Source organism: Desulfosediminicola sp. (assembly GCF_048381775.1).
Classification (GTDB): Bacteria; Desulfobacterota; Desulfobulbia; order Desulfobulbales; family Desulfocapsaceae; genus Desulfopila; species Desulfopila ganghwensis.
Window position 1 is genome coordinate 119,126 of the sequence record NZ_JBLXGE010000009.1, and the last position, 23,092, is coordinate 142,217.

The 23,092-nt window shown below is 49.6% G+C and carries 17 protein-coding genes and 2 tRNA genes; 12 read left to right on the plus strand and 7 right to left on the minus strand.

Annotation, left to right across the window (positions count from 1 at the left end):
- Positions 1 to 142: 142 nt before the first annotated feature.
- The 3 genes from ACN5NT_RS15490 to rnc are packed head-to-tail and all read right to left on the minus strand — an operon-like array spanning position 143 to position 3,878.
- The gene (locus tag ACN5NT_RS15490) at positions 143 to 2,122 is read right to left on the minus strand and encodes an ABC-F family ATP-binding cassette domain-containing protein (protein ID WP_136796490.1); all 1,980 of its coding nucleotides are present in this window, start codon (positions 2,120 to 2,122) and stop codon (positions 143 to 145) included.
- Positions 2,109 to 3,143, minus strand: coding sequence for an elongator complex protein 3 (locus ACN5NT_RS15495; protein WP_136796489.1), 1,035 nt, complete (start codon positions 3,141 to 3,143; stop codon positions 2,109 to 2,111). The genes ACN5NT_RS15490 and ACN5NT_RS15495 overlap by 14 nt, the downstream gene beginning before the upstream one ends.
- A gap of 6 nt (positions 3,144 to 3,149) precedes the next feature.
- Positions 3,150 to 3,878, minus strand: coding sequence for a ribonuclease III (gene rnc, locus ACN5NT_RS15500; protein WP_136796488.1), 729 nt, complete (start codon positions 3,876 to 3,878; stop codon positions 3,150 to 3,152).
- A gap of 59 nt (positions 3,879 to 3,937) precedes the next feature.
- On the opposite strand from rnc, the gene ACN5NT_RS15505 reads away from it, so the two are divergent.
- From ACN5NT_RS15505 to ACN5NT_RS15520, 4 genes are all read left to right on the plus strand, one after another.
- A tRNA-Cys gene (locus ACN5NT_RS15505) sits at positions 3,938 to 4,013 on the plus strand.
- A gap of 343 nt (positions 4,014 to 4,356) precedes the next feature.
- Positions 4,357 to 4,432 (plus strand) — tRNA-Cys (locus ACN5NT_RS15510).
- Between the two features lie 304 nt (positions 4,433 to 4,736).
- Positions 4,737 to 5,669: a universal stress protein gene (locus tag ACN5NT_RS15515; RefSeq protein ID WP_419176024.1), complete on the plus strand. Its 933-nt coding sequence runs from the start codon at positions 4,737 to 4,739 to the stop codon at positions 5,667 to 5,669.
- Positions 5,670 to 5,673: 4 nt separating this feature from the next.
- Positions 5,674 to 6,144: a phosphate-starvation-inducible PsiE family protein gene (locus ACN5NT_RS15520; RefSeq protein WP_419176025.1), complete on the plus strand. Its 471-nt coding sequence runs from the start codon at positions 5,674 to 5,676 to the stop codon at positions 6,142 to 6,144.
- Between the two features lie 186 nt (positions 6,145 to 6,330).
- On the opposite strand, the gene ACN5NT_RS15525 is transcribed toward ACN5NT_RS15520, so the two are convergent.
- Positions 6,331 to 8,829 (minus strand): glycogen/starch/alpha-glucan phosphorylase, encoded by a 2,499-nt coding sequence (locus tag ACN5NT_RS15525; RefSeq protein WP_419176026.1) that lies wholly within the window; start codon positions 8,827 to 8,829, stop codon positions 6,331 to 6,333.
- A gap of 238 nt (positions 8,830 to 9,067) precedes the next feature.
- On the opposite strand from ACN5NT_RS15525, the gene ACN5NT_RS15530 reads away from it, so the two are divergent.
- From ACN5NT_RS15530 to ACN5NT_RS15565, 8 genes are all read left to right on the plus strand, one after another.
- Positions 9,068 to 9,655, plus strand: coding sequence for a tetratricopeptide repeat protein (locus tag ACN5NT_RS15530; protein WP_136796484.1), 588 nt, complete (start codon positions 9,068 to 9,070; stop codon positions 9,653 to 9,655).
- Positions 9,656 to 9,770: 115 nt separating this feature from the next.
- Positions 9,771 to 11,051, plus strand: a complete 1,281-nt coding sequence (locus tag ACN5NT_RS15535) for an O-acetylhomoserine aminocarboxypropyltransferase/cysteine synthase family protein (RefSeq protein WP_419176027.1) — start codon at positions 9,771 to 9,773, stop codon at positions 11,049 to 11,051.
- Between the two features lie 125 nt (positions 11,052 to 11,176).
- The gene (gene metX / locus ACN5NT_RS15540) at positions 11,177 to 12,250 is read left to right on the plus strand and encodes a homoserine O-acetyltransferase MetX (RefSeq protein ID WP_419176101.1); all 1,074 of its coding nucleotides are present in this window, start codon (positions 11,177 to 11,179) and stop codon (positions 12,248 to 12,250) included.
- Entirely contained in the window at positions 12,237 to 12,863 is a 627-nt protein-coding gene (metW, locus tag ACN5NT_RS15545) for a methionine biosynthesis protein MetW (protein WP_176360040.1), read from the plus strand. Before metX ends, metW begins: the two co-directional genes overlap by 14 nt.
- 108 nt (positions 12,864 to 12,971) lie before the next feature.
- Positions 12,972 to 13,952 carry a serine O-acetyltransferase gene (locus ACN5NT_RS15550; protein ID WP_136796482.1) on the plus strand — a complete coding sequence of 327 codons (981 nt, stop codon included), beginning with the start codon at positions 12,972 to 12,974 and terminating at the stop codon, positions 13,950 to 13,952.
- A 27-nt stretch (positions 13,953 to 13,979) separates the two neighbouring features.
- Positions 13,980 to 14,897: a cysteine synthase A gene (cysK, locus tag ACN5NT_RS15555; RefSeq protein ID WP_136796481.1), complete on the plus strand. Its 918-nt coding sequence runs from the start codon at positions 13,980 to 13,982 to the stop codon at positions 14,895 to 14,897.
- Between the two features lie 258 nt (positions 14,898 to 15,155).
- Positions 15,156 to 16,049 carry a selenium metabolism-associated LysR family transcriptional regulator gene (locus ACN5NT_RS15560; RefSeq protein ID WP_419176102.1) on the plus strand — a complete coding sequence of 298 codons (894 nt, stop codon included), beginning with the start codon at positions 15,156 to 15,158 and terminating at the stop codon, positions 16,047 to 16,049.
- 389 nt (positions 16,050 to 16,438) lie between these two features.
- Entirely contained in the window at positions 16,439 to 18,634 is a 2,196-nt protein-coding gene (locus ACN5NT_RS15565; protein WP_419176028.1) for an HAD-IIB family hydrolase, read from the plus strand.
- Between the two features lie 191 nt (positions 18,635 to 18,825).
- On the opposite strand, the gene ACN5NT_RS15570 is transcribed toward ACN5NT_RS15565, so the two are convergent.
- The 3 genes from ACN5NT_RS15570 to ACN5NT_RS15580 form a co-directional block, all read right to left on the minus strand.
- A complete protein-coding gene (locus tag ACN5NT_RS15570) occupies positions 18,826 to 21,207 on the minus strand; it encodes a sucrose synthase (RefSeq protein ID WP_419176029.1) in 2,382 nt (793 codons plus the stop codon).
- A 197-nt stretch (positions 21,208 to 21,404) separates the two neighbouring features.
- The gene (locus ACN5NT_RS15575) at positions 21,405 to 21,806 is read right to left on the minus strand and encodes a VOC family protein (protein ID WP_419176030.1); all 402 of its coding nucleotides are present in this window, start codon (positions 21,804 to 21,806) and stop codon (positions 21,405 to 21,407) included.
- Between the two features lie 613 nt (positions 21,807 to 22,419).
- Positions 22,420 to 23,082, minus strand: a complete 663-nt coding sequence (locus ACN5NT_RS15580; RefSeq protein WP_167495710.1) for a hypothetical protein — start codon at positions 23,080 to 23,082, stop codon at positions 22,420 to 22,422.
- Positions 23,083 to 23,092: the final 10 nt, after the last annotated feature.

The window sequence follows — 23,092 nt, forward strand, 5'->3', positions numbered from 1 at the left end:
AAATGTCACCCGAAAATACTACATCGTGATATCTGTAGTCAAGGATTACCGGAGACAATCTCACTGCCGAAAACCCCGGACAGATCTCAAACAGTCATCTGGTTACCAGCTGTTTTATCAAACTTTATGACATGCAACCTGGTTACCCCCCAAGTTGCTCATCGATCTTGTCGATTTCTTCCTGGGCGGTCTCCCAACGGCTGTACCAGCGTTCAAGCCTACGCTTGCATTCTTCATATTTTTCACTGGTCTCAGACCAGGCCTTCTCGTCGGAATAGAGGTCGGGGTCAGCCATCAGCGCTTCAAGCTCATCTTTTTCCTCTTCGAGCTGTTCGACTTTTTCTTCCGCCTCGGCAACCTCTTTCAGGTAACTACCTGCCAGTTTGCTACGCTTCTGGCGTTTTTCCGCCTCAAGCTTTTTGCGCTCTTTGCGGCTTATCCCTGAATCAGCCTCATCGTCCGCTTTTTTCTGCTGTTCGGCTTTTGGCAACTCCCTGCTCTTTTCCTGTTCTGCAAGCTCCTCCATCTTACGCAGATATTCGGCCACATTGCCCTCGTGGAGGTTCACCTGGCCATCTTTGACCTCCAGTACCTTATTGGCAAAGCTGTCGACAAAATAGCGGTTATGGGAAACCACGACAATGGTGCCGTCATACTGGGCCATCGCCTCCTGCAGAATCTCCTGGGAACTCATATCCAGATGGTTGGTAGGCTCATCAAGCAACATCAGGTTGGCCGGGGTGGCAATCATCTTGGCCAGCGCCAGCCGGCTCTTTTCACCACCTGAGAGCACCGCCACCTTCTTTTCAACCTCTTCCCCGCGAAAGAGAAAAGCACCGAGCAAAGAGCGCATACGGGTTATCGTCATCTCCTCCCCGGAGAGCGCCATGGTGTCGAGCGCCGAGAGTTGCGGAGAAAGTTCCTGCGCCTGATGCTGGCCAAAATAGCTCAACTTCACATTGGCACCCAGCCGCACCTCTCCCGCATCTCGCTCAAGCTGATCTGCCAGAATCCTCAGCAGGGTAGACTTACCCGCACCGTTTACGCCGACTACGGCAACCTTATCACCCCGATGCAACTGTATATTTGCGTCGGTAAAAACCTGTTTATCCTGGTAGCTTTTAGAGAGATTCTCAACCTGCAGCACATCTCTGCCGGATGGTGGCGCAGGAGGAAATGAAAAGTTGATCTGCAACTCATCATCGCCCAGCTCGATCAGGTCCATCTTCTCCAACTGCTTGAGCTTACTCTGGGCCTGCCTGGCCTTGCTCGATTTGGCACGAAACCGCTCGACGAAACGCATGGTCTGCTTGATCTTGGCCTGCTGGTTATCGTAGGCAGCCTTTTCTATCCTGTATCGCTCTTCTTTTTCAGTTACATAAAAACTGTAATTGCCTTTATAGTTGGTAATCCGGCCAAAGCTGATCTCCCAGGTGGCAGTGGTAGCTTTATCGAGAAAGGTGCGATCATGGGAAACCACGACCATTGCCCCTTTATAGTTACGCAGAAAATCCTCTACCCAGGTAAGCGACTCGAGATCGAGATGGTTAGTCGGCTCATCTAAAAGCAATAGCGACGGAGCCTCAAGCAGCATTTTGGCAAGCTTTAAACGCATCAACCAGCCACCGGAAAAGGAAGAGGCCGGTTTGTCCATATCTTCCTGCCTGAAACCAAGCCCGAGCAGCACCTTTTCGATTTTAGCCTTCATGGTATAGATGTCGCTACCATCAAGCTGGTGCTGAATATCGCCCTGCCGCGTCAGGATCTGCTCAAACTCTTCTGAAGAGGGTTCTGCATGGCCCAGCTTTTCGTTGAGAATTTCAAGCTCGCTCTGCAACTCCAGCAACGAATCAAAAGCGGACTGCGCCTCCTCATAAAGGCTCTTGCCACTCAGCAACGCATCGGATTCCTGGGGGAGATAGCCCACGGTAAAATTCTTCGAACAGTTCACCACACCATCATCGGTGGCCGAAACGCCTCCCATGACTTTCAGCAGGGTAGACTTACCGGCACCGTTTACGCCAACCAGGCCTATGCGGTTTCCCTCATGGACCTGGACGGATATATCCTTAAAAAGATGTTTTTCTCCATAACGGATATCCAGATGATTAACTGACAACATATTCTATGCTTCCCCGCTCTCTCGATTTCTCCGGGATAATTGTATACCGGCCGCCGAATCCCAAAGCTTTCAGCCGCCGTACATTACTTTTCTTCATTCCCACCAGGGCAGACATATCCCTGTGAGAGATGTGTATATATAAATGCTTGCCGTCAGCCAGAAAAGCCAGCCTGTGTCGCACTTTTTTCAACCAATTGCGGGATGCCACCAACTCACCGAAAGATGGATGATACGGCCCCGCAACCACCTGCCGGCCTAGCGACTCGGAAGGCTGCAAGCCAATTCTTGCAACGGTTATTCCCGCTGAATCAAACAGCTCTTTGGCCCTTCTGGTAAGCGCCACCGCCTTATTCAAACTGAGCGGCTGATATTCTCCCCGCCCAAACATTTGTGCCAGGCCTGAGTTTTCGACCACCACCGTCGGATAGAGCCTCACCAGCTCGGGTGCGAAAGAAATAACTTCACGCACACCACGCAAAAAAGAGCGGGTTGTCTCACCGGGCAAGCCCGGCAACAACTGTACACCCACTTCCAGCCCTGCATCCCGCAGGATTTGCATAGCTGTAATACTATCCTGGGCGCTATGCCCCCGGCGCGCACTCTTCAGTACCATATCGTCGAGCGACTGTACACCCAGTTCGACGGTTTTTACGCCACTATGGGCGAGCCAGGTTGCAATATCCGGTGAAATACAATCGGGCCGGGTAGAAAGCCGGATAGAGTGTACCCGCCCTGCCTGCAGATATGGCTGTACTGCTGTGAGCAGCCGGTGCTGTTCTTCATGGTCCAGGCAGGTGAAAGATCCTCCATAGTACGCTACCTGCACCTCATCATAGCCGGGGCTGCGTCCAAGCCAGGTCTCTATCACCGTGATGGGATCATCCCCATCTTCGGGCTGGTTCCCCGGGGTTCCGTCCTCCCTGTTGCCCGCCCCGTTGCCGGTTATTGCAAACTGATTACAAAACAGGCATTGATGCGGGCAGCCTTGATGGGAGATGAACAGTGGGATTACCAGCCCCATGGTTTGCTACTCCTCATCCTGGAGCTTTTCCAGAGCCGTAGCAGCTGCACGCTGCTCCGCTTCTTTTTTGGAGCGGGCTTCACCGCAACCGAGAACCTGATCACGAAAAAGCACTGAGATGGTGAAAAGTTTCTGGTGGGAAGGACCGACTTCCTTATCAAGCCTATAGGTGGGACCTTCATTATGTTTCTCCTGGAGGACCTCCTGAAGACGGCTCTTGGAGTCGGCGATAAGCATTTCTTCTTTTTTGCTCTCGATGGTGGGTACAAACAATCGGGTGACTATCTCGTCTACAGTTTCATAGCCTGCATCTTCAAAAACAGCCCCCATCACCGCCTCGAAAGCACATGAAAGAATTGATGATTTATTGCGTCCATTGGAGGCATCCTCCCCCTTGCCAAGCAGCAGGAACCGCCCCAGATCGATCTGCCGCGCCATGGTGGCCAGATGACTTTCGTTCACTAATGCTGCCCGAAGTCTGGTCAGCTCCCCCTCTCTCATGCTAGGATAGAGTTTAAAGAGGATATGGCCGACAACCAGATCCAGCACCGCATCACCCAGAAACTCAAGGGTCTCGTTGTTGTTACCGGCCTGCGCATGCTCAAAAGCATACGAAGAATGAACCAGCGCTTTCTGCAGCAAACGCAGATCGGTAAACCGATATTCCATTATTTTTTCGAACTCACTGAGCGATTCCTTATTTTCTTTGACCAGTGAGTCAATTTTCATTTCCATGCTGATAAAATACCTCTTGTCAAAATCAAAAACTGTGGTATAAAGTGCCTCACAATTCAGGCGGCGTAGCCAAGTGGCTAAGGCAGTGGTCTGCAAAACCATTATTCAGCGGTTCGACTCCGCTCGCCGCCTCCAGAATTTCTAAAGGGGTTACAGATACAATCTGTAACCCCTTTTTCGTTTCCGGCAATTGGGACAATCTGTTTACAGACCTTTCCCAAGCTCATTTTCAAGAGCGAAAACGGGCGTGGACTACTTGATACATGATAATACCTATCCGGTCAAGGTGAATAGGAATCTGGTATGCTTTGTAATTAGCTGCTCCATTCCGGCAATCATCAGCCAAGACTGCGCGACCGGGAACCCGTCGTTTTCAAATCATGCGGTAAGTTACGGCATACATACCTTTTCTGAAAAGCACCTTCAAAAAAATCTTGTCAAAATAAATTACCGTGGTATAAAGATGCCTCACAATTTGGGCGGCGTAGCCAAGTGGCTAAGGCAGTGGTCTGCAAAACCATTATTCAGCGGTTCGACTCCGCTCGCCGCCTCCAGAAATTGAAAAGGGATTACAGACAATGGTCTGTAATCCCTTTTTTTTATTCTCCATCAGCCCTCACTGCCGGCCTGGCCATTCAGCGGAGCCCCAAGAGGCCCAGCTCCTTATCTTTTCCTGCCCCTCGCTCTCCTATCCCGTGTACCAGCCCCACCACACTATTCATTACTATTTTTTTTGATACGGGTTCCCTGTTGTATGTTTGAAGAACAAAAACTATTATTAAATAATGATGGTTACAACCATGTGGCAGGTACCCGGGAAAATCTGACCAGAAGAATTCCACCGAAAGGATCGAAAATATGAAACGATTCAAGAACATCCTTTATGTACTTGATCAAAAGAGCCTGGCTAAAGGTGCCAGTGCCGGAAAAGTCGCTGCGCTTGCCCGCCTGAACGACGCACGGGTTACCGCGTTGCTGCTGGATGATGTCGGCCACTACGATATACTCAGTAAAAAACTGACCGGCAAATATGAGAAAGTTCAAGAAATGATTAAAGAGGATCATGCTAAAAATCTTAACCAGTATTTTAGCAGCGAACTATGGGACAATATCAACGTTGAAATCGATCTTTCACCCACCAGTGGATTCATACCTGTCATTCAAAAAGTTCTACGTGATAAACACGATCTGGTGATCAAAGAGGACTCGCGAAAAAAAGGGATCGACCAATTCACCATGCGACTGGTGCGAAAATGCCCTTGCCCCGTATGGGTAATCAAACAGTCTGCCGGGGATTTCAAACGAATTTTAGCAGCCGTGGACCTGGAAGCCAACTACCCTGAAACCGAGGCTTTGAATCAGAAAATCATAGAACTCACTCACTCTCTTGCCCAGCGGGAACAGGGGGAAGCTCACTACGTGAATTGCTGGCGACTCGAATTTGAATCGTGGTTGAGTAGTCCCCGTTTCAAGCTTTCCCCTGAAGAAATTATCTCCATGAAAAGTGACATCTCCACCGAACGTCGGGAGCAACTTCTGCAACTCCTCCAAAAGAACACAATACATTGCAAGGAAGATCAGATTCATATACTGGAAGGGCTTTTTCTCGATGTTATCAAAAATGCCATTTCCAACCTCAGGATAGACCTTGTCGTGATGGGCTCGGTGGGCCGCTCCGGCATACCAGGTTTTCTGATCGGCAACAGAGCGGAAAAATTGCTCAACTCTATCACTTGCAGTGCTCTGACTGTCAAACCTGACGGCTTTGTCTCACCTGTGACGCTCGACTGAAGCGATGAAACTCGTGAAAAAGCGGGAAGACCGCTTCCTCTGGGGACTCAAACAGATCATTCACCTGTGCTTGAAAATGCTGAGTGCCCTGATGATCATAGTCATCATTTTCGGGGTCATAGATGTGGCCTGGACCATATACGAGCGATTCACCGCCGAACCCAGGTTTATCCTGACGATGGGTGATATCCTGATCACCTTTGGGGCATTCATGGTGGTGTTGATTGCCATCGAAATATTTCAGAACATAATTCTCTATCTGCGTGATGATGTAATTCACGTCAAAATCGTTCTGGCAACCGCGCTGATGGCCATTGCCAGAAAAGTAATCATCCTTGATTATGATGAGTTGGAACCGATGTATATTTTCGCCACCGGACTGGTCCTGGTTGCTACCGGTCTCACCTATTTCTTTGTCCACAAACTCCCCGGCGAGACGCAGGAGGAACCCGGGGAAGAAAGAGTGGATCAATAGATATTCTCTGACACCAGGGGAACCATCACGCAGGTCCTGCAAACCTGAATGGGAAGAGCTCCGCTCCCCTAAACACTCAAATCAGAATCCGCCTCGGCGTCCGGGAGAGTTACCAGCCAACCGGACCCACTATTCAAGCTCCTGATTCCCCCCCTATCACCTCTCCCCTGACTCATCAACAAAATCTCACTCAACCGGAATCCCCCAAATCTCTTCCGAATACTGTCGAATCGTGCGATCCGTAGAGAATTTCCCCATGCCGGCCACATTGAGGATGGCCATCCGGGTCCAGTTATCGGCATCTATAAATGCTGCACCAACCTTCCGCTGGCATTCCAGATACGATTCGAGATCAAGCATCAAAAGATACTGGTCATTGGGATCAAGCAGGCTATCGACCAGCGGTTTGAATAATTGCTTATCACCTTTACTGAAAGCTCCTTTAGCGATGCTGTCGATCACCTCAGTTATTTCAGGGCTATTCTCACAAACCTGCTTGGGGGTGCGACTTGGAGCCAGTCGTTCAAACTCAGCCTGTTCAGCGGTCATGCCAAAAAGGAAAAAGTTTTCTTCACCTACTTCTTCACGAATCTCGATATTGGCCCCATCCAGGGTGCCGATGGTGAGCGCCCCGTTCAGTGAGAATTTCATATTTCCTGTCCCTGAGGCCTCGGTTCCAGCCGTGGATATCTGCTCAGAGAGATCAGCAGCCGGCATGATTATCTCTGCCTGGGAAACGTTATAATTGGGCAGGAACACGACTTTCAGTCGACCATTCACCCGTGGGTCATTATTGACAACCTCACCGATCTCACAAATCAACTTGATGATCAACTTGGCCCGCCAATAGGTAGGCGCTGCCTTGCCGGCAAAAACCACCGTTCTTGGCGCTATCCCCTCGTCACCTTGTTTCAATATGTGGTGATAGAGGTGTATCAGATGCAGGCCGTTCAACAACTGGCGTTTATATTCATGGATTCGTTTGACCTGCACATCAAACATCGAGTCAGGTGACACAGAAATACCGGTATGTTCGTTGATATACTTTGCCAGCCTTCGCTTGTTCGCTGTCTTGATCTCACGCCAGGTCTGCCTAAAGCCGGCGTTATCGGCAAGAGGTTCGAGGTTCCGAAGCTGGTCGAGATCAGTTATCCAGCCAAAGCCGATATTGGTTGAGATAAGATCCGCCAGCTCCGGATTCGACTGAAGCAGCCAGCGCCTCGGGGTAATTCCATTTGTCTTTGAGTTAAACTTACCGGGATAAAGCTCATGAAACTCTTTAAATATCCTGGTCTTTAAGAGATTAGTGTGTAACTCCGCCACTCCGTTGACCGAATGGGAGCCTACTATGGCCAGATGAGCCATGCGAATCTGTTTGGGCGGGCCCTCGTCAATTATTGAAAAATGACGCTGCATCTCAACATTTTTGGGGAATTTCTGGGCCACCTGCTCCAGGAAGCGTAGGTTAATCTCGTAGATAATCTCCAGATGTCGCGGCAGCACCTTACCTAGCAATTCCACCGTCCATTTTTCGAGTGCTTCCGGCATCAGGGTATGATTGGTGTAGGCAAATGTCTTGGTGCTGATGTCCCAGGCCTTCTCCCAGCCAAGCCCTTCTTCATCAAGCAGCAGCCGCATCAGCTCCGGGATCGCAATGGCAGGATGGGTGTCATTCAGCTGAACAGCAACCCTCTCAGGAAACATATCAAAACTTTTCGGCTTCTTCTTGAAGCGTCGCATGATGTCCTGGAAAGTTGCGGCAACAAAAAAGTACTGCTGCTTCAGACGCAGCTCCTGCCCCGCCAGGTTGTGATCGGGTGGGTAGAGCACTTTTGAGATTGTCTCGGAGCTCACCTTCGACTCCACCGCCCCGATGTAATCGCCCCTTCCGAAATAGCTCAGGTCAAGCTCCCGGGAGGCGCGGGCAGTCCACAGCCGCATATTTATTACATGGTCATTCTTGTAACCGGGGATGAGCATGTCGCACGGCAACGCCATCACATCAGTGGTATCCACCCATTTGGCCCGATAATTTCCCTGCTTATCCGCCTCGCTGGTGACATGACCATAAAACTTTACCGGGAAAATCGGCATCGGCCTATCAAAGGTCCATGAGCTGCCGTAGCGCAGCCAACTGTCAGGCATCTCGACCTGGTTGCCATTTACAAGCTGCTGGTTGAAGAGCCCATACTCATACCGGATGCCATAACCATAGGCTGGAATTTTCAGGGTAGCGATTGAGTCCATAAAACAGGCTGCCAACCTCCCCAGGCCACCGTTGCCGAGAGCTGCATCCTCTTCGTTTTCACAAATCTCAGTAAGATCATAACCAAGATCGGCCACGGCCTGTTTCACATCTTCGACAATACCGAGGTTAATAACGGAATTCATCAGGGAACGTCCAATCAGAAACTCCAGCGAAAGGTAATAGACCCGTTTTTTTCTCTTGGCATAGAATGTCTTCTGGGTTTCTATCCATTTTTCTACCAGGATATCCCGCATAGTATACGAGAGCGCCCTGCAAATGTCAGGAGCACCCGACCGTTCCGGGTCGCGTCCCTGAAAACTAAGCAGATGATGTATTATATTTTCTTTAATGGCGCTGGCATTGGTGTCAAAATGGGGTACAGAACTGCGAGAATCGCTTCCTTTGGATTTTGATACAACCTTCTGATGCACTTTCATGGTTGACTCCTCAACTGGTTGCACGTTTTATGACGGCGCTTCATGTTGTAATGCCCCTTTACGTTACCCATATCTTTCTTCTCCACTCTGCCATTTTTAGGCAAGACCTGTCCAGCCCTCAAGTGTGTTAGGCACTAATTGTTGATACCAGTGTCACTTTGTGGTATGTACAGATCACCAATCCTGTCGTATCATAACCAACTTTACATAAACCCTTTCTTCCTTTAGCTGAGGCAATATGACAGACGCAAAAAAACAGCAGCAACCCATCATTACTTTTCTGGTTATCTTCATCGTCGGTTTCATCTGCGGTGTACTCTTCACTGTGTATAAAACAGGCCCGGTTTCCAATGAAACCGCGACTACCAAAGATCCACATGTCCACGAACAGAACCAGGAACTGGGTCAGGCCATCGACAAGCTTGAGCAGGAATTACAAGCCGATCCGGAAAACTATCAGGGCTGGGTAACCCTCGGTCACCTTTACTTTGATACCGAGCAAAACGAAAAAGCCATCGACGCATATCTCACCTCCCTGAAATATCATGAAGGTGACGCTGACCTGCTTACAGATCTGGGAGTTATGTACCGCCGTACAGGACAGCCCGAAAAAGCTGTGGAGTGGTTTGATAAAGCCCAGGTGATGAACCCGCAACATCAGCCTTCGAGATTCAATGAGGGAATCGTCCGCATCTATGATCTGGAAGACATCGAAGGAGGCCTTGCCAGCTGGGAAGAACTGCTTAAAATTAATCCTGATTTCGCAAGTCGAAACGGACAGAAACTGAAGGACACGGTAGACCAAATGAGAAGCACGCAAAACTAGCCAGATGGCCTCAATTGTCGCGCAACCTCGTTTGCAACACTTGCCCCCTTTTTTAAAGATCAGGGGGCAATACTGAACACCTGAACACGCTCCAATCTGTTATAAAGGAAAATATATGAAGCTGGAAACATTAGCCGTACACGCAGGACACAAGGTGGATCAGGACACCCTCTCCAGGGCGGTGCCTATTTACCGTACCAGCGCCTATATGTTCAAATCCACTGAACATGCTGCAAATCTTTTTGCCTTAAAAGAGCTTGGCAATATCTACACCCGACTGGGCAACCCGACCCAGGACATCCTGGAGCAGCGCATGACCCAACTGGAGGGTGGTGCTGCAGCATTAGCCCTCGCCTCCGGCACTTCGGCGATCTTTTACGCCATTATCAATATCTGCGAACAGGGTGATGAAATTGTTGCCGCCAATAACCTCTATGGAGGTACCTTCTCTCAGTTCGATTCGATACTGCCCCAGTTCGGCATTACGGTTCGTATGGTAAACCCGAACGACCCTGAGAATTTTAAAGCGGCAATCAACGATAAAACCCGGGCAGTCTATTGTGAAACCATCGGTAACCCCGGCCTGAACATGACCGATATCGAAGCGGTAGCCAAAGTTGCCCACGATGCCGGTCTGCCGCTCATCGTCGATTCTACCTTTACCCCGCCCACCATGTTCCAGCCGATCAAGCATGGTGCCGACATCGTCATTCACTCCCTGACCAAGTGGCTGGGTGGGCATGGCACCGGCCTTGGCGGCATTGTCATCGATGCTGGAACTTTCGACTGGACCAACCCGAAATTCACCTTGTACAACGAGCCTGACCACTCCTACCATGGACTGCGTTATGCCCATGACCTGGGCGAGATGAACCCCATCGCTTTTGCTTTGAGAATGCGTCTGGTGCCGCTCAGAAATCTCGGTGCCTGCATCAGCCCGGATAACTGCTGGCTGTTTTTGCAGGGAATCGAGACCCTGCACCTGCGCATGGAACGGCATTCCGAAAATGCCCTGGCTGTAGCCAGACACCTGCAGGACCATCCAGAGGTTGAATCGGTTAACTACCCTGGCCTCCCAGGCTCACCCGGCCATGCAACCGCGGCAAAATATCTCAAAAACGGCTTTGGCGGCATGGTATCTTTTTCCATCCGTGGTGGTCGGGAAGCTGGCCAGAAGTTCATCGACAGCCTCAAGCTTTTCTCGCACCTTGCCAACGTTGGCGATGCCAAATCCCTGGCGGTTCATCCTGCTTCAACCACCCACTCGCAATTGTCCAGCGAACAGCTTGAGGCTGGCGGCATCTCAGACGGTATGATCAGGCTTTCCATCGGCATCGAGCATATCGAAGATATCACCGCCGATCTCGACCAGGCAATCGCCACCGCAAGGAGCTAGTGGTGAATACCAGGATAACAGATAGTCCGCAGGTGGCTGGATTGGATAACAACTCACCATTCCCGGCCGGTTCGGTGGGGGTGGTGAAAAAAAAGCACTTCACCTTTGCCCAGCCGCCCGGAGGAATGACGCTTGAGAGTGGTGCCAGCTTTGGACCGATAACCATTACCTACGAAACCTACGGGACCCTCTCGGAGGAAAAGGATAATGCCATCCTCATCACCCACGCCTTCACCGGTGATGCCCACGTGGCTGGTTATCACAGCGACGATACCGAGCAGGAAAAAGCCGGCTGGTGGGATTTTATGGTTGGCCCCGGCAAAGGTATCGACACCAACAGGTACTTCGTTATCTGCACCAACATTCTGGGCAGCTGCATGGGTACTACCGGCCCGAGCTCCATTAACCCCGAGACCGGTAAGCCATATGGTATGGACTTCCCCATGGTCACCATCGGGGATATGGTCGAAGCCCAGAAAGCACTGATCGATCATCTTCAAATCCCCAAACTGCTCTCTGTTATCGGTGGCTCCGTTGGAGGCATGCAGGTGCTGGAATGGTGCGCACGCTACCCAGAGATGGTCCGCTCAGCCGTGCCCATCGCCACCACCATGCGACACTCTGCACTGGCCATAGCCTTTAACGAAATTGCCAGACAGGCGATCATGGCCGACCCGAACTGGCAGCAGGGAGAATACTACGAGGGAGAAAAGCCCGATCTCGGCCTGGCCGTGGCCCGGATGGTGGGTCATGTCACCTACCTCTCCGACGAGGCCATGCGCCGCAAGTTCGGCCGCAGACTGCAGGACAAAAACGACTTCTCATATGACTTCGGGGTCGATTTCCAGGTAGAGAGCTATCTTCGGTACCAGGGCAGTAAGTTTGTACGCCGCTTTGATGCCAACTCCATGCTCTATATCACCAAAGCGGCCGATTATTTCGACTTAAAGGACAGGTTGACGGAGAACGGCTGCCTGGGGAAAATGCATGGCTATGAATCGAAGTTTCTTGTCATATCATATAGTTCAGACTGGCTGTATCCGACCTATCAGGCCAAGGAACTGGTCCAGGCATTAAAACGAAACGGCCAGGATGTGAGTTTTTGCGAAATCGAAGCCGATTGCGGCCATGACGCGTTTCTTATTCCTGATGAGCGGCTCACCAATCTGATTCGAGGCTTTCTCAATGGTATTAGCTGATAATTCATCAATTCGTTTTGACCTGCAGATTATTGCCAACTGGATCGAACCTGGCAGCCGGGTGCTCGATCTCGGCTGCGGCAGGGGCGATCTGCTGGCCTGGCTTGCCGCCAACAAACAGATCACAGGCACCGGAATAGAGTTGGACAAGGACAACGCAGCCCACTGCATTTCCCGGGGGTTGAGTGTTTTGCAGGGCGACCTCAATGAAGAGGTGGAGGATTACCCCGATAACAGTTTCGACTATGTCATCCTCAGCCAGACACTGCAGCAGATTTTCGAACCCGCCCGACTGCTCTGTTCACTCTCACGCATCGGGCGCAGGGTAATCGTCTCTTTTCCGAACTTCAGCCACTACTCGATTCGCTGGCAGCTGCTGACAGGAGGCGTCGCACCCAAGAACGACCAGCTCCCCTATCACTGGTACGATACGCCAAACATCCGCGTGATAACTTTGAGGGATTTCAGAAATTTCGCCCGAGATGTCGGTTATACTATCGTCGACGAAATTGCGATCAACACCAACAGTGCCAGCAGCAGTGGGCAAATTGTCAAATATCTGCCAAACCTGCGTGCCACCTACGGGGTTTTTATTATTGAAAAGAGCAATTAACCCGGAGTTCCCATCACAACAGCTGAAAAACCACTGTAAGCGTGGGCTTCGCCGGAAAAATATTAACCAAGCAGTTCAATAGTTCATTTTTATTCAGCTCAATACATTATGCCTATTCAAACCAAAATCAGCTCAGTGAGCGACTCGCTGGCCGCTCCCTGCGATCATGTTCAGGTTTCAAGCAACTGCAAGCACAACAAGGTTCCTGCAGTCGTCAAACGTTTGCTCAGCTCCTGGCAGGCCAAAGATTGTTATGACCATATCAGCCCTGTCTCCATCCCGTCTCACCAACAGGTTATCGATATTGTCAACCAGGCCCGTAGAATCCTGTTTCCCGGCTACTTTACCAAAGCCAAGCTCTACGCCTCCAATATAGAATACTATATCGGTAAGGAAACCACTGATCTCTACGAGAACCTCTCTGAGCAGATTACCATGGCCATCCGGCACGACTGCCGCCGGCACGGCCAGCCCTGCACTGCCTGCGAGCAGCAGGGCCACCAAACGACTCTTGATTTCATCGAAACCCTGCCAGATGTCGCCTCTCTTCTCGCCCAGGACATCCGTTCAACCCTGGCCGGTGATCCTGCAACCGACAATCCCGACGAGGTGATTTTCAGCTATCCCGGCTTGCTGGCTATTTCCATTTTTCGAATTTCACATGAACTATTCAGGCTGGGTGTACCAATTATTCCTCGTATTATGACGGAATATGCCCATAGTCTTACCGGCATCGATATTCATCCCGGGGCAACCATCGGCCCAGGTCTGTTCATCGATCACGGTACAGGCGTGGTCATCGGTGAAACCACTGTTATCGGTAACAATGTCAGAATCTATCAGGGTGTAACTCTTGGTGCGCTCTCCCTGCCGCGTAATGCGGGAGAGAAGCTGCGCCACAAAAAACGCCACCCTACAATTGAAGATGACGTTATAATTTATGCAAATACGACTATTCTGGGCGGAGATACGATCATCGGTAAAGGTTCAGTTATCGGCGGTAACATCTGGCTGACCGAAAGCGTTGAATCGGGCACTAGGGTTCTGTTGAAACGCCCGGAACTTATCTACTCAAACGGCAAAAAATAACCCAACCCCGGAACGAGGTGACTACATATGGTGAGCACAATATCAGATACAATCGGCAACACCCCGCTGCTGAGAATGGATAATTTCTCTGCCGGCTGCAATGCTGTTATCTATGGTAAACAGGAATCACGCAACCCCCTGGGCAGCGTGAAATGCAGAATTGCAGTGTCAATGATTGAAGCTGCTGAGCAAGATGGCCTGATTGACAAAGGCACCACGGTCATCGAGCCTACCAGCGGTAATACCGGCCTGGGGCTGGCCTTTGTCTGTGCTTCCAAGAACATCAAACTGATTCTTACCATGCCCGAGTCGATGAGCATCGAGCGACGAAAACTGCTGAAGCATCTGGGCGCAGAGCTGGTACTAACCCCCGCTGCCGGTGGTATGAAAGGAGCCATCTCCACAGCTGAGGAATTGCTGGCCAAGACACCAAACTCCTGGATGCCAAACCAGTTCGCCAACCCAGCCAACCCAGCCATCCATCGCCGGACCACCGCCAAAGAAATCTGGCGTGATACCGATGGTAAAATCGATATTTTCGTGGCTGGTGTCGGTACAGGCGGAACCATTACCGGTTGCTCAGAGGTTCTTAAAGAACTTAACCCTGCCCTGAAATCGATAGCGGTCGAGCCGGAGGATTCGCCGGTTCTCTCCGGCGGCAAGCCGGGTCCCCACAAAATACAGGGCATCGGTGCAGGCTTTGTGCCCGACATTCTAAATACCGATATTATTGATGAAGTCCGAACAGTAAGCAATGATGCAGCCTTTGAGACGGCCAGGGAACTGGCTCGAAAAGAAGGCATCCTTTGTGGCATCTCCTGCGGTGCTGCTGCCCATGTGGCCAGGGAGATCGCGAGAGAATCGGGAAATGAGGGTAAGACAATCGTTGTTATTTTGCCCGACACCGGCGAACGATATCTGAGCACGCCTCTGCTTCAGGATTAGGCTTCGGCTGACCACCAGACCCGTTCCGGTTAAACCAGCAGGAACGGGTTTTATTTTTTAATAGTCTTAGCCACATAAATCTACTCTACCACTCTGCCACTTTAGCTTTGCCTGTCGATCAGAAGTTTTCTTGTCTTCCCGTCCTGGGATAAAAGCAGCAGATGAGGGTGAAAACTATGTAGCAATAACCCGATGATCGTATTATGCTTTTTGTCCAGTTTAGCTTAAGAATTTCATTTTCTTCGCGAGGGTAGAACAATCGAAACACGACACTTACGCATATTTACCTCGGTTTATCAGACTCGCAGCTTCACCAAAGCGGCCGAAATGCTTCACACCAGCCAACCGACAGTAAGTGAACACATACGCAATCTTGAAATGCACTTGGATTGCAGGCTGTTTGACCGGCTGGGTCGCTCAATCATGCCCACCCGGGAAGCCGAAATTCTTTATCCAAGGGCTCTGGCCATTCTCCAGGATATGCAAAAGCTTGAAGAAGAAATCGCCATGGCCGGCCAGACAGTCTCGGGCGAGTTGATTATTGGCGCCAGCACCATTCCCGGCGCGTACGTATTGCCCTCGATAGCTTCCACATTCAAGGAAACATATCCTGGAATCTCTTTTGAGGTTCGTATTGACGATTCTGCTAAAATTGTTCAGGCTATACTCGCTAACGACCTGTTTCTCGGCATTGTCGGAGCCAGGATTCCTGCCAGAAAAATTACCTACCTGCCATTTACCCAGGATGAACTCATCCTGGTCTGCTCAGCTAAGAGAGACATCCCCGACAAGATAGCACCGGAATATCTGTTGGAGCTGCCCTTCATTTTCCGTGAACATGGCTCCGGTACCAGAAAAAATATCGAAAATTTTCTGGCAGAACAGAAGATAAACACCGATCAGCTCGATATCGTGGCAATGCTCGGTTCCAGCACAGCAGTAAAAGAGGCGGTAAAGGCAGACCTGGGAGTTTCAATCATCTCCAGGCATGCCCTGCAGGATGAGCTGAAAGCAGGCACTGTCCGCGAAATAGAAATACACGGCCTTACCATGCTCCGCAGCTTTTATATCGCAACTGCCAGCAAACGAACCCTCCCCCACCATTACCAGGCCTTTCTCGATTCTTTACTCACCTTGGTAAGTAAAGAATAGACCCTGATTTCATTGCTGAAACTTCCCCATCCGCTGAGTAATTACGGCGAAGTATTCCACCGTGTTCTAACCTTTTTTCAATTCAATCCGAATACTTGCCATAAAAAACCCTGCGAACGTTGCATTCCTGACTCATTCATGCAATACTAACTTGACCTGTTCAACGGCCAGGAACCTATCGGAGCACGCGGTTTTATTGTAACTCTTCTTTATCGATAGGAAAACATTGCACACAGGTAGCCAAGTAGAGTGTGAATTAATTTTTAATTTCGCACATACATACTTGCCCCTCGATGCTTTGATTTGAACGAAAATAGCATTCGCCGTCTAACCTCGGGAGACCTCATTCATGCCATACGCGGTTCTTCACCAACATTCCCCCTGAGATTATGAATACTAACGGACTCTATCTGCAACTGATAAGCGTTCACGGACTCATCCGCGGCCACTCACTGGAGCTCGGCAGGGATGCAGACACTGGTGGACAAACCAAATATGTTGTTGAACTTACAAAAGCCTTGGCACGACACGAGCAAGTTGCCAGAGTAGATCTGGTTACCCGGCTGGTATGTGACAAAGCAACTGCCGAAGACTATTGCACCCCGATAGAACACCTCTCCGAAAATGCACGTATTGTGCGGATTCAATGCGGTGGCAGACGTTACAGGCGCAAGGAACTGCTCTGGCCTCATCTTGAGGAGTTCATCGACAAGACCATAAAATTCATTAACAATCAGGATCGCCAGCCAGACATCTTTCATGGACATTACGCCGACGCAGGTTATGTCGCCATGCAACTCTCAGCAGCTTTCGATACACCATTTTTTTTCACCGGTCACTCCATGGGCCGCAACAAGCTGGCCAAACTGCTCTCCAGCGGTACCAGCAAGACTGAGATTGAGCGACAATATAAAATAACGAGAAGGATAGAGACTGAAGAACAGGTTATACAACGGGCAGACATGATCATCACCTCTACCCAGCAGGAAATTGAGAAACAGTACGGCCTGTACGATAATGGCCCCACTGCTTCTTACACTGTAATCCCGCCGGGAATTGATCTTGATACCTTTCACCCGTATTACGACTCGCAACTCGATATCGACCTCTTGAGTGAGGAAGCTAAACAAACCAAGGTAACGTTACGCAATGAGCTGCATAGATTCTGGCTCCACCCGGACAAGCCATTTATCCTTGCCCTGTGCCGACCAGATCAACGTAAAAACATTACCGGCCTGATAGATGCCTACGGAAGCGACCAAGAACTGCAGGCTCTGGCGAACATCGCGATCTTTGCAGGTATTCGTCAGGATATCAATTCCATGGAGGAAAATGAGAAAGCGGTCCTGACCGATATGCTGTTGCAGATGGACAGGTATGATCTGTACGGCAAACTGGCAATCCCCAAGAAACACGATTTTGCTACAGAAGTGCCTGCTCTTTATCGCATGTGTGCCCAGAGCAAAGGGGTATTTGTCAATCCGGCCCTGGTCGAACCTTTCGGCCTGACGATCATAGAAGCATCAGCCTGCGGACTCCCCATTGTCGCTACCAATGACGGCGGGCCCGTGGATATTGTTGCCAACTGCAAGAGCGGCATCCTGGTTGATGTAAGTAAAACGGAAGAGATTGTAAAAAGCCTTAAAGCTATTTTGATCGATCCCGAAAGCTGGGAGAAATATTCCAACAATGGCATCAATGGTGTTCGCAAACATTACAGCTGGATCGCACACTGCCACAGCACCATGGAGCAATATCTAAAATTTCTGCCAGATCAGTATGGCCAGGAGGCGAGCAAAATCAATAGTCAGGCCAGACCACTTGCCAGCAAGAGGCCTTCTTTTGGTAAGCGCTTGTTAGGGCTGAAAAAACTAATGATCACCGACATAGATAACACTCTGGTCGGAGACAACGACAGTCTGTACCAGTTGCTCGATATCCTCCAAGAAAACAATCGAAAACTCGCCTGGGGCGTGGCAACCGGCCGCAGTCTTGAGTTAACCTTGGAGGCAATGACCGAATACAACATCCCCATGCCCGATGTGCTGATCTGCTCTGTTGGCACCGAGATTTACTATGGACCCGACCTGAGAATGGATAAAGGTTGGCAGCAGCATATATCTCACCTCTGGAAGCCCGAGGAGATCAAGGAAACCCTGGCACAATTCGAATGGCTGATATTTCAGGAATCTGAGGGCCAGCGAAGCCACAAGATCAGCTATTACCTCAACAACGAGGAAAATAGACTGGATATTTTGAATGCGGAACTGAAAAAGCAGAAATTACGATGCAAAGTGATTTTCTCACACAACCAGTTTCTCGACATTCTCCCACACCGGGCATCCAAGGGTAAAGCTGTCAACTACCTGCAGTATAAGTATGAATTTTTACCGCGATACGTGATGGTTGCCGGTGATTCGGGCAATGACGCGGATATGCTAACGGGTAAAACCCGTGGGCTTATTGTCGGCAACCACAGTGAAGAGCTGGAATTCCTGAAGCGTTCCCCCCGGGTCTATTTCAGCGAGGGAGAATATGCTGCCGGAGTGATCGAGGGGTTGTGGCATTATGGGTTGATTGGATGATAGCGGGCGTATTACAGGACCTTTACTAAATAGCTTTGGAATTTTGCATGAATTCTCAATCAGTCTAGCCAGCAAATTATTGAGGAGTGAGGTGATAGGTGTAAAAGCCACACCTCACTTTATTCAACGATTGCCTGCCAATTGGCACACTAAACAACATTCTCCCCTGGAAACTGTCGTCTAATGCAGAATCAATGCTTTATCCCTTCAGCAAGTCGCTTAAACTGCAGGTGGTACAACATCTCCAGATAGCGATTGGTCTCCTGCCTTTCCAGGTTCGTGGCAAATTTCCAAAAGCCGTATATACAGGTGAGAGAAAGCAGGCGTCTGGCATACAACGTCCAGGTATATCTGGCATTCACCCTCTCTATGGCCCCAGCTGATATTTTCTGCCAGTAGGCCGGATCTTCCTCGCAACGCCTGAAAAAATCTACCAGAATTTTTCTTGTTACCGCACCATGGTTGGGGTCGATGTGAAAACCGGAGTTTCCATTTTCGATTATTTCCAGCGGACCACCGTACTGGGTTGCAAACGTGGGCAGGCCTGAAGCCATCGCCTCTACCACCGTCAGACCAAATGCCTCGAAATAGGCTGGCTGCACAAAAACACCACCTGCGTCGGCAATCATGCGGTACAACTCGCCAGTGACCCTTTTATCAAGCCTCACCCCCAGCCAACGCACTTCACTGTCCAGCTCATATCGGTCAAACAGCTCATGCATGAGCTGGATCTGTGCCCGTTCTTCCTCATCACCTGATTCATCGGGATTCACCACCCCACCGATTATCATCAGGTTGGTCCTGTTACGCAGTTCCTCGTCCTGACCATACCACTCAACAAGTCCTGTGAGGTTTTTAATACGATCCAGTCTCGCCATGGAGAATATCAAAGGTTTTTCCTGCTCCGCCAGCGAGCCACGCCCCTCGGGATGTGGCGGTCCATAAATCATTTCCCGAATTTGGCTGCTATACTCGCTAAATCGTCGATCCTTATCACCATAGCTGAAGTAAACATATTCGTCTGCACCCGGTGAGACGATATTGAACTTGGGATCAAACACGTCTATTCCCTGCAGCACACGCTGTAATTCCGGCATGGTAAAGGATGAATAACTCTCATACTGCCCTACCACATCACTCGATCCCGCGATCTCCTGATATGTTGAGGTGATAATAAAATCGGCAGCGTTCATGGCGATCATGTCAGCCGTGAATTGACACGAGAAATGATACTGCTTTTCCATTTCCTTCCAATACAAAGAGGAGAACAGGTATTTGGTCTTCTCAAGGGCATGGGCGATGGTACAGTTGGTAACACCCAGTGATTTTGCCATGAGATAGGAGACTAGATTGCCATCTGAATAATTGCCGATTATCAGATCCGGTCTACGTCCCAGCCGCGACAGCACCTCATGGCGCGCCTCCTCGGCAAATCTCTCCAGATAAGGCCACACCTCAAAACGTGAAATCCAATTGGGCAATATCTCGCCCTGTTCATTTCTAAACGGCACCCTGACTATCTGCACATTATCTGTGCCGTAAACATGCTCCTCGACCACATTGCACGTGGTCTCCCCAGCCTCTGGTATCAAACGGGTTAGGATGATGATCTGCGGTTGTATATCAAGGCCGTGGTTGTAAATCCGCTCTTTCATCTCCTTTTCCAGCGCCCGTACCTGATCAAGAATATAGACTACCTGCCCACCGGTATCGGGTAGCCCCAGAACATTTTCCTGGCCAAAAAAGCCATGGGGCGAGAGTACCACGATATTGAATATCATAGGAACAGCGGTAATAAAACGCTCCAGATTCTGATGATCCGGTGCCTCCAACAGATCGGCAAGCCTTGAGAAACCCACCTCAACCTGCCCCCGGGTACGACCCCAGCCAGGTTCAAACCCAATATTTCGCAACGATTCCGACATATCAGGCCACTCTGTTTCTGTTTTCTGACTTTGCAGATATTCAACACCCTCAAGCAAGGCGTTACGTAATGCACGAACGGTCTTGATGCGATCATTGATCATAAAAGGCTGACCGTTATAGCCATGCACTCTGAGAAAGGAGAGAATCAGCTCATCACCCCCGGTTAATGCACTACTTAACCGACTGGAAAAAATTCTGTTCAGGAATTCCACCCCATGCCCGATCGAGCGACTCTGGGTCATTTTGGGAAAGTCACGCTCAAATGGTGCCAGATCAAACTCCAGGATTTGCTCGACATATTTCCCTTGTATGAGTTTTTCCTTAAAAGCCATAAACTCAGCCACATCCACTTCAGTAATCGCTCCATCCTGATAACAATATCGCAGGTAATGCCAGCGGGCCACCCTGGGCCGAATAGCCATATAAAGCCACTCGCCGTCAACCGAAATCTCTTGAGTCTTAGAGAGGGCTATTGCCATAGGAGACTTCAGCAAACGCTGCTGCTTGTGCTCCTGGCAGTAAAGGGTGAACTCATCCCATATTTCACTCTTGAGCAAAAACATCTTATCCAGCCGCATGAATCTCTCAAACAAGCCGGTTATCTGCTCACGATTATCAGTACAGAATAAACGCAATTGATCGAACATGTAGATCCCCTGTGAACTGTTCCTTGAATGAGACTCATTTTCAGTCAGGTATTCTGATGAAAATTGTCTCAATAGCGTGTTCATCGTCTCCCCATAAGAGTATCAGAATCAAAAGAGATCAAAAAGGAGTATTTTGGCGGATCTTCTCCTGCAACGTCAATGTTTTAAAGGAGATTACGATGAAATAGATGGAAAGGTCAGATCTCGCTATCGACATCTTCATACAGCTCCAGCGGCAGCCCGTCCGGATCTGGAAAAAAGGTAAAGCGTTTGCCTGTATGCTCATCTATTCTGACAGGCTCTACCTTGACACCATGCTCTTCAAGATGGCTCATTGCGGCATTGAGATCGGATACCCCGAAGGCAAGATGTCTGAGACCGCATGCTTCCGGATAACTCGGTCGCCTTGGTGCTTCGGGAAAAGAAAGTATCTCCAGCAAAACGCCGCTCGGTAAAGCCAGATCAAGCTTAAATGATTTTCGCTGGGCCCGGTAATTCTCTGAAACCGCTTCGAGCCCCAGGATAGTGGTGTAAAAATGTTTAGTTTTCTGATAATCAGAGCAGATTATCGCAACGTGATGGATAGTATGCAGTTTCATGCTCCTCCTTGCCTGAATCTTTCACTCAAGCTCTACCTGCCAACTCTCAAAGTTATATCGTGGAATTGAGGGTCCCCTGTCTTTTGCGCGCTCCTCTCTAACGCGTTGAGATGTGTTTGCTCACTATATGTGTGACAACCAGTAAATCATGGACACTGCAAAACCGGCCATTAAAAAATATTGTGGAATCAATGAATTCTTTTGTAAGGACCAGATGGAGCAGACAAAAGCAAGCACCCCCAAGGGGCCAAAGATATTTACTCCGAATATCAACCAACTTTCACAATCATAGCCAAGAGGCCTACCTGAACATAACCCAGATATTGGCCATATAGTCAGAACCAAAAAGATTATTGATATCGACAATTCAATCCATGCTAAATTTCTTATCATACCAATGCCCTATCCACACATATCTTCTAAATAACAAAACCCGGCTTCAAGAATTAAAGTGTTAAACGTGACCTATTGTCGACCAATCACTCCCTGGAATAACCAGGCAATCGGCCTGTAAAGAGGCGATTTTCAGCTTTAAGTCTTACGCCTGTCACCTTCCCCCCTCACACCTCAGGTCTACCTCCTCAAATTAAGATTTATGAGGAGCCATGAGCAACTACAGGGAAAGCAGCATATTACGCTCTTCCGTCCCCAGCTGGCTGCCGCTCTCCCGCAACCTGTTCAACCTTTGGCGCAGAGTTTTCTGAACAAGAAACAACAGAACATTCTGATAATATCCCAATCGGCTGTCAAAACGCCAATTCTCAGAGTTGCTTATTTCCTGAAGCAGGGATCGTAAACGACCAATATCCAGGTTTTGTTTATGCTGGGACTTTTCAAGTTCAACCAACAGCTCAGGATCGAAAATCAAGGAAAGACGTTCCGGATTCACACCGTGGACCGACCAGGACAGGTCACGTTTCAGACTGCAGCGTCCCACAAACTCATCAAAAAGCCGGCTGCCGCCTTCTTCGGGAGTTATCAGGGAAAGGAGCAGCCTGTTATTGGTAAAGTACAAAGAATATTCGACGCCGGCCACAGGCTTGAATTTAAACTCGCAGGATACAATCAGCAGAGTGGCGATATAATCCTCCACAATTCTCGCCAGCCCATCGTCGCTGGCATCAGGCAATGAACTGGTGGACTGAACTTCCAGCAGCAGATCAAGCGTTTTGCTTAGCCCCTTCCCCTGCGGATTGCCGGAACTCCGGCCAGTTTCCAGAGGTAAATCAGGGGGCTTGTCAATATCATGAAAAACTCTGCCATACTTCTTTTGCATCAAACAACAC

Coding starts and splice junctions, on each gene's coding strand:
- ACN5NT_RS15490 (WP_136796490.1), bottom strand. CDS start 2,122: ATGTTGTCAGTTAATCATCTGGATATCCGTTATGGAGAAAAACATCTT.
- ACN5NT_RS15495 (WP_136796489.1), bottom strand. CDS start 3,143: ATGGGGCTGGTAATCCCACTGTTCATCTCCCATCAAGGCTGCCCGCAT.
- rnc (WP_136796488.1), bottom strand. CDS start 3,878: ATGGAAATGAAAATTGACTCACTGGTCAAAGAAAATAAGGAATCGCTC.
- ACN5NT_RS15515 (WP_419176024.1), top strand. CDS start 4,737: ATGAAACGATTCAAGAACATCCTTTATGTACTTGATCAAAAGAGCCTG.
- ACN5NT_RS15520 (WP_419176025.1), top strand. CDS start 5,674: ATGAAACTCGTGAAAAAGCGGGAAGACCGCTTCCTCTGGGGACTCAAA.
- ACN5NT_RS15525 (WP_419176026.1), bottom strand. CDS start 8,829: ATGAAAGTGCATCAGAAGGTTGTATCAAAATCCAAAGGAAGCGATTCT.
- ACN5NT_RS15530 (WP_136796484.1), top strand. CDS start 9,068: ATGACAGACGCAAAAAAACAGCAGCAACCCATCATTACTTTTCTGGTT.
- ACN5NT_RS15535 (WP_419176027.1), top strand. CDS start 9,771: ATGAAGCTGGAAACATTAGCCGTACACGCAGGACACAAGGTGGATCAG.
- metX (WP_419176101.1), top strand. CDS start 11,177: ATGACGCTTGAGAGTGGTGCCAGCTTTGGACCGATAACCATTACCTAC.
- metW (WP_176360040.1), top strand. CDS start 12,237: ATGGTATTAGCTGATAATTCATCAATTCGTTTTGACCTGCAGATTATT.
- ACN5NT_RS15550 (WP_136796482.1), top strand. CDS start 12,972: ATGCCTATTCAAACCAAAATCAGCTCAGTGAGCGACTCGCTGGCCGCT.
- cysK (WP_136796481.1), top strand. CDS start 13,980: ATGGTGAGCACAATATCAGATACAATCGGCAACACCCCGCTGCTGAGA.
- ACN5NT_RS15565 (WP_419176028.1), top strand. CDS start 16,439: ATGAATACTAACGGACTCTATCTGCAACTGATAAGCGTTCACGGACTC.
- ACN5NT_RS15570 (WP_419176029.1), bottom strand. CDS start 21,207: ATGTTCGATCAATTGCGTTTATTCTGTACTGATAATCGTGAGCAGATA.
- ACN5NT_RS15575 (WP_419176030.1), bottom strand. CDS start 21,806: ATGAAACTGCATACTATCCATCACGTTGCGATAATCTGCTCTGATTAT.
- ACN5NT_RS15580 (WP_167495710.1), bottom strand. CDS start 23,082: ATGCAAAAGAAGTATGGCAGAGTTTTTCATGATATTGACAAGCCCCCT.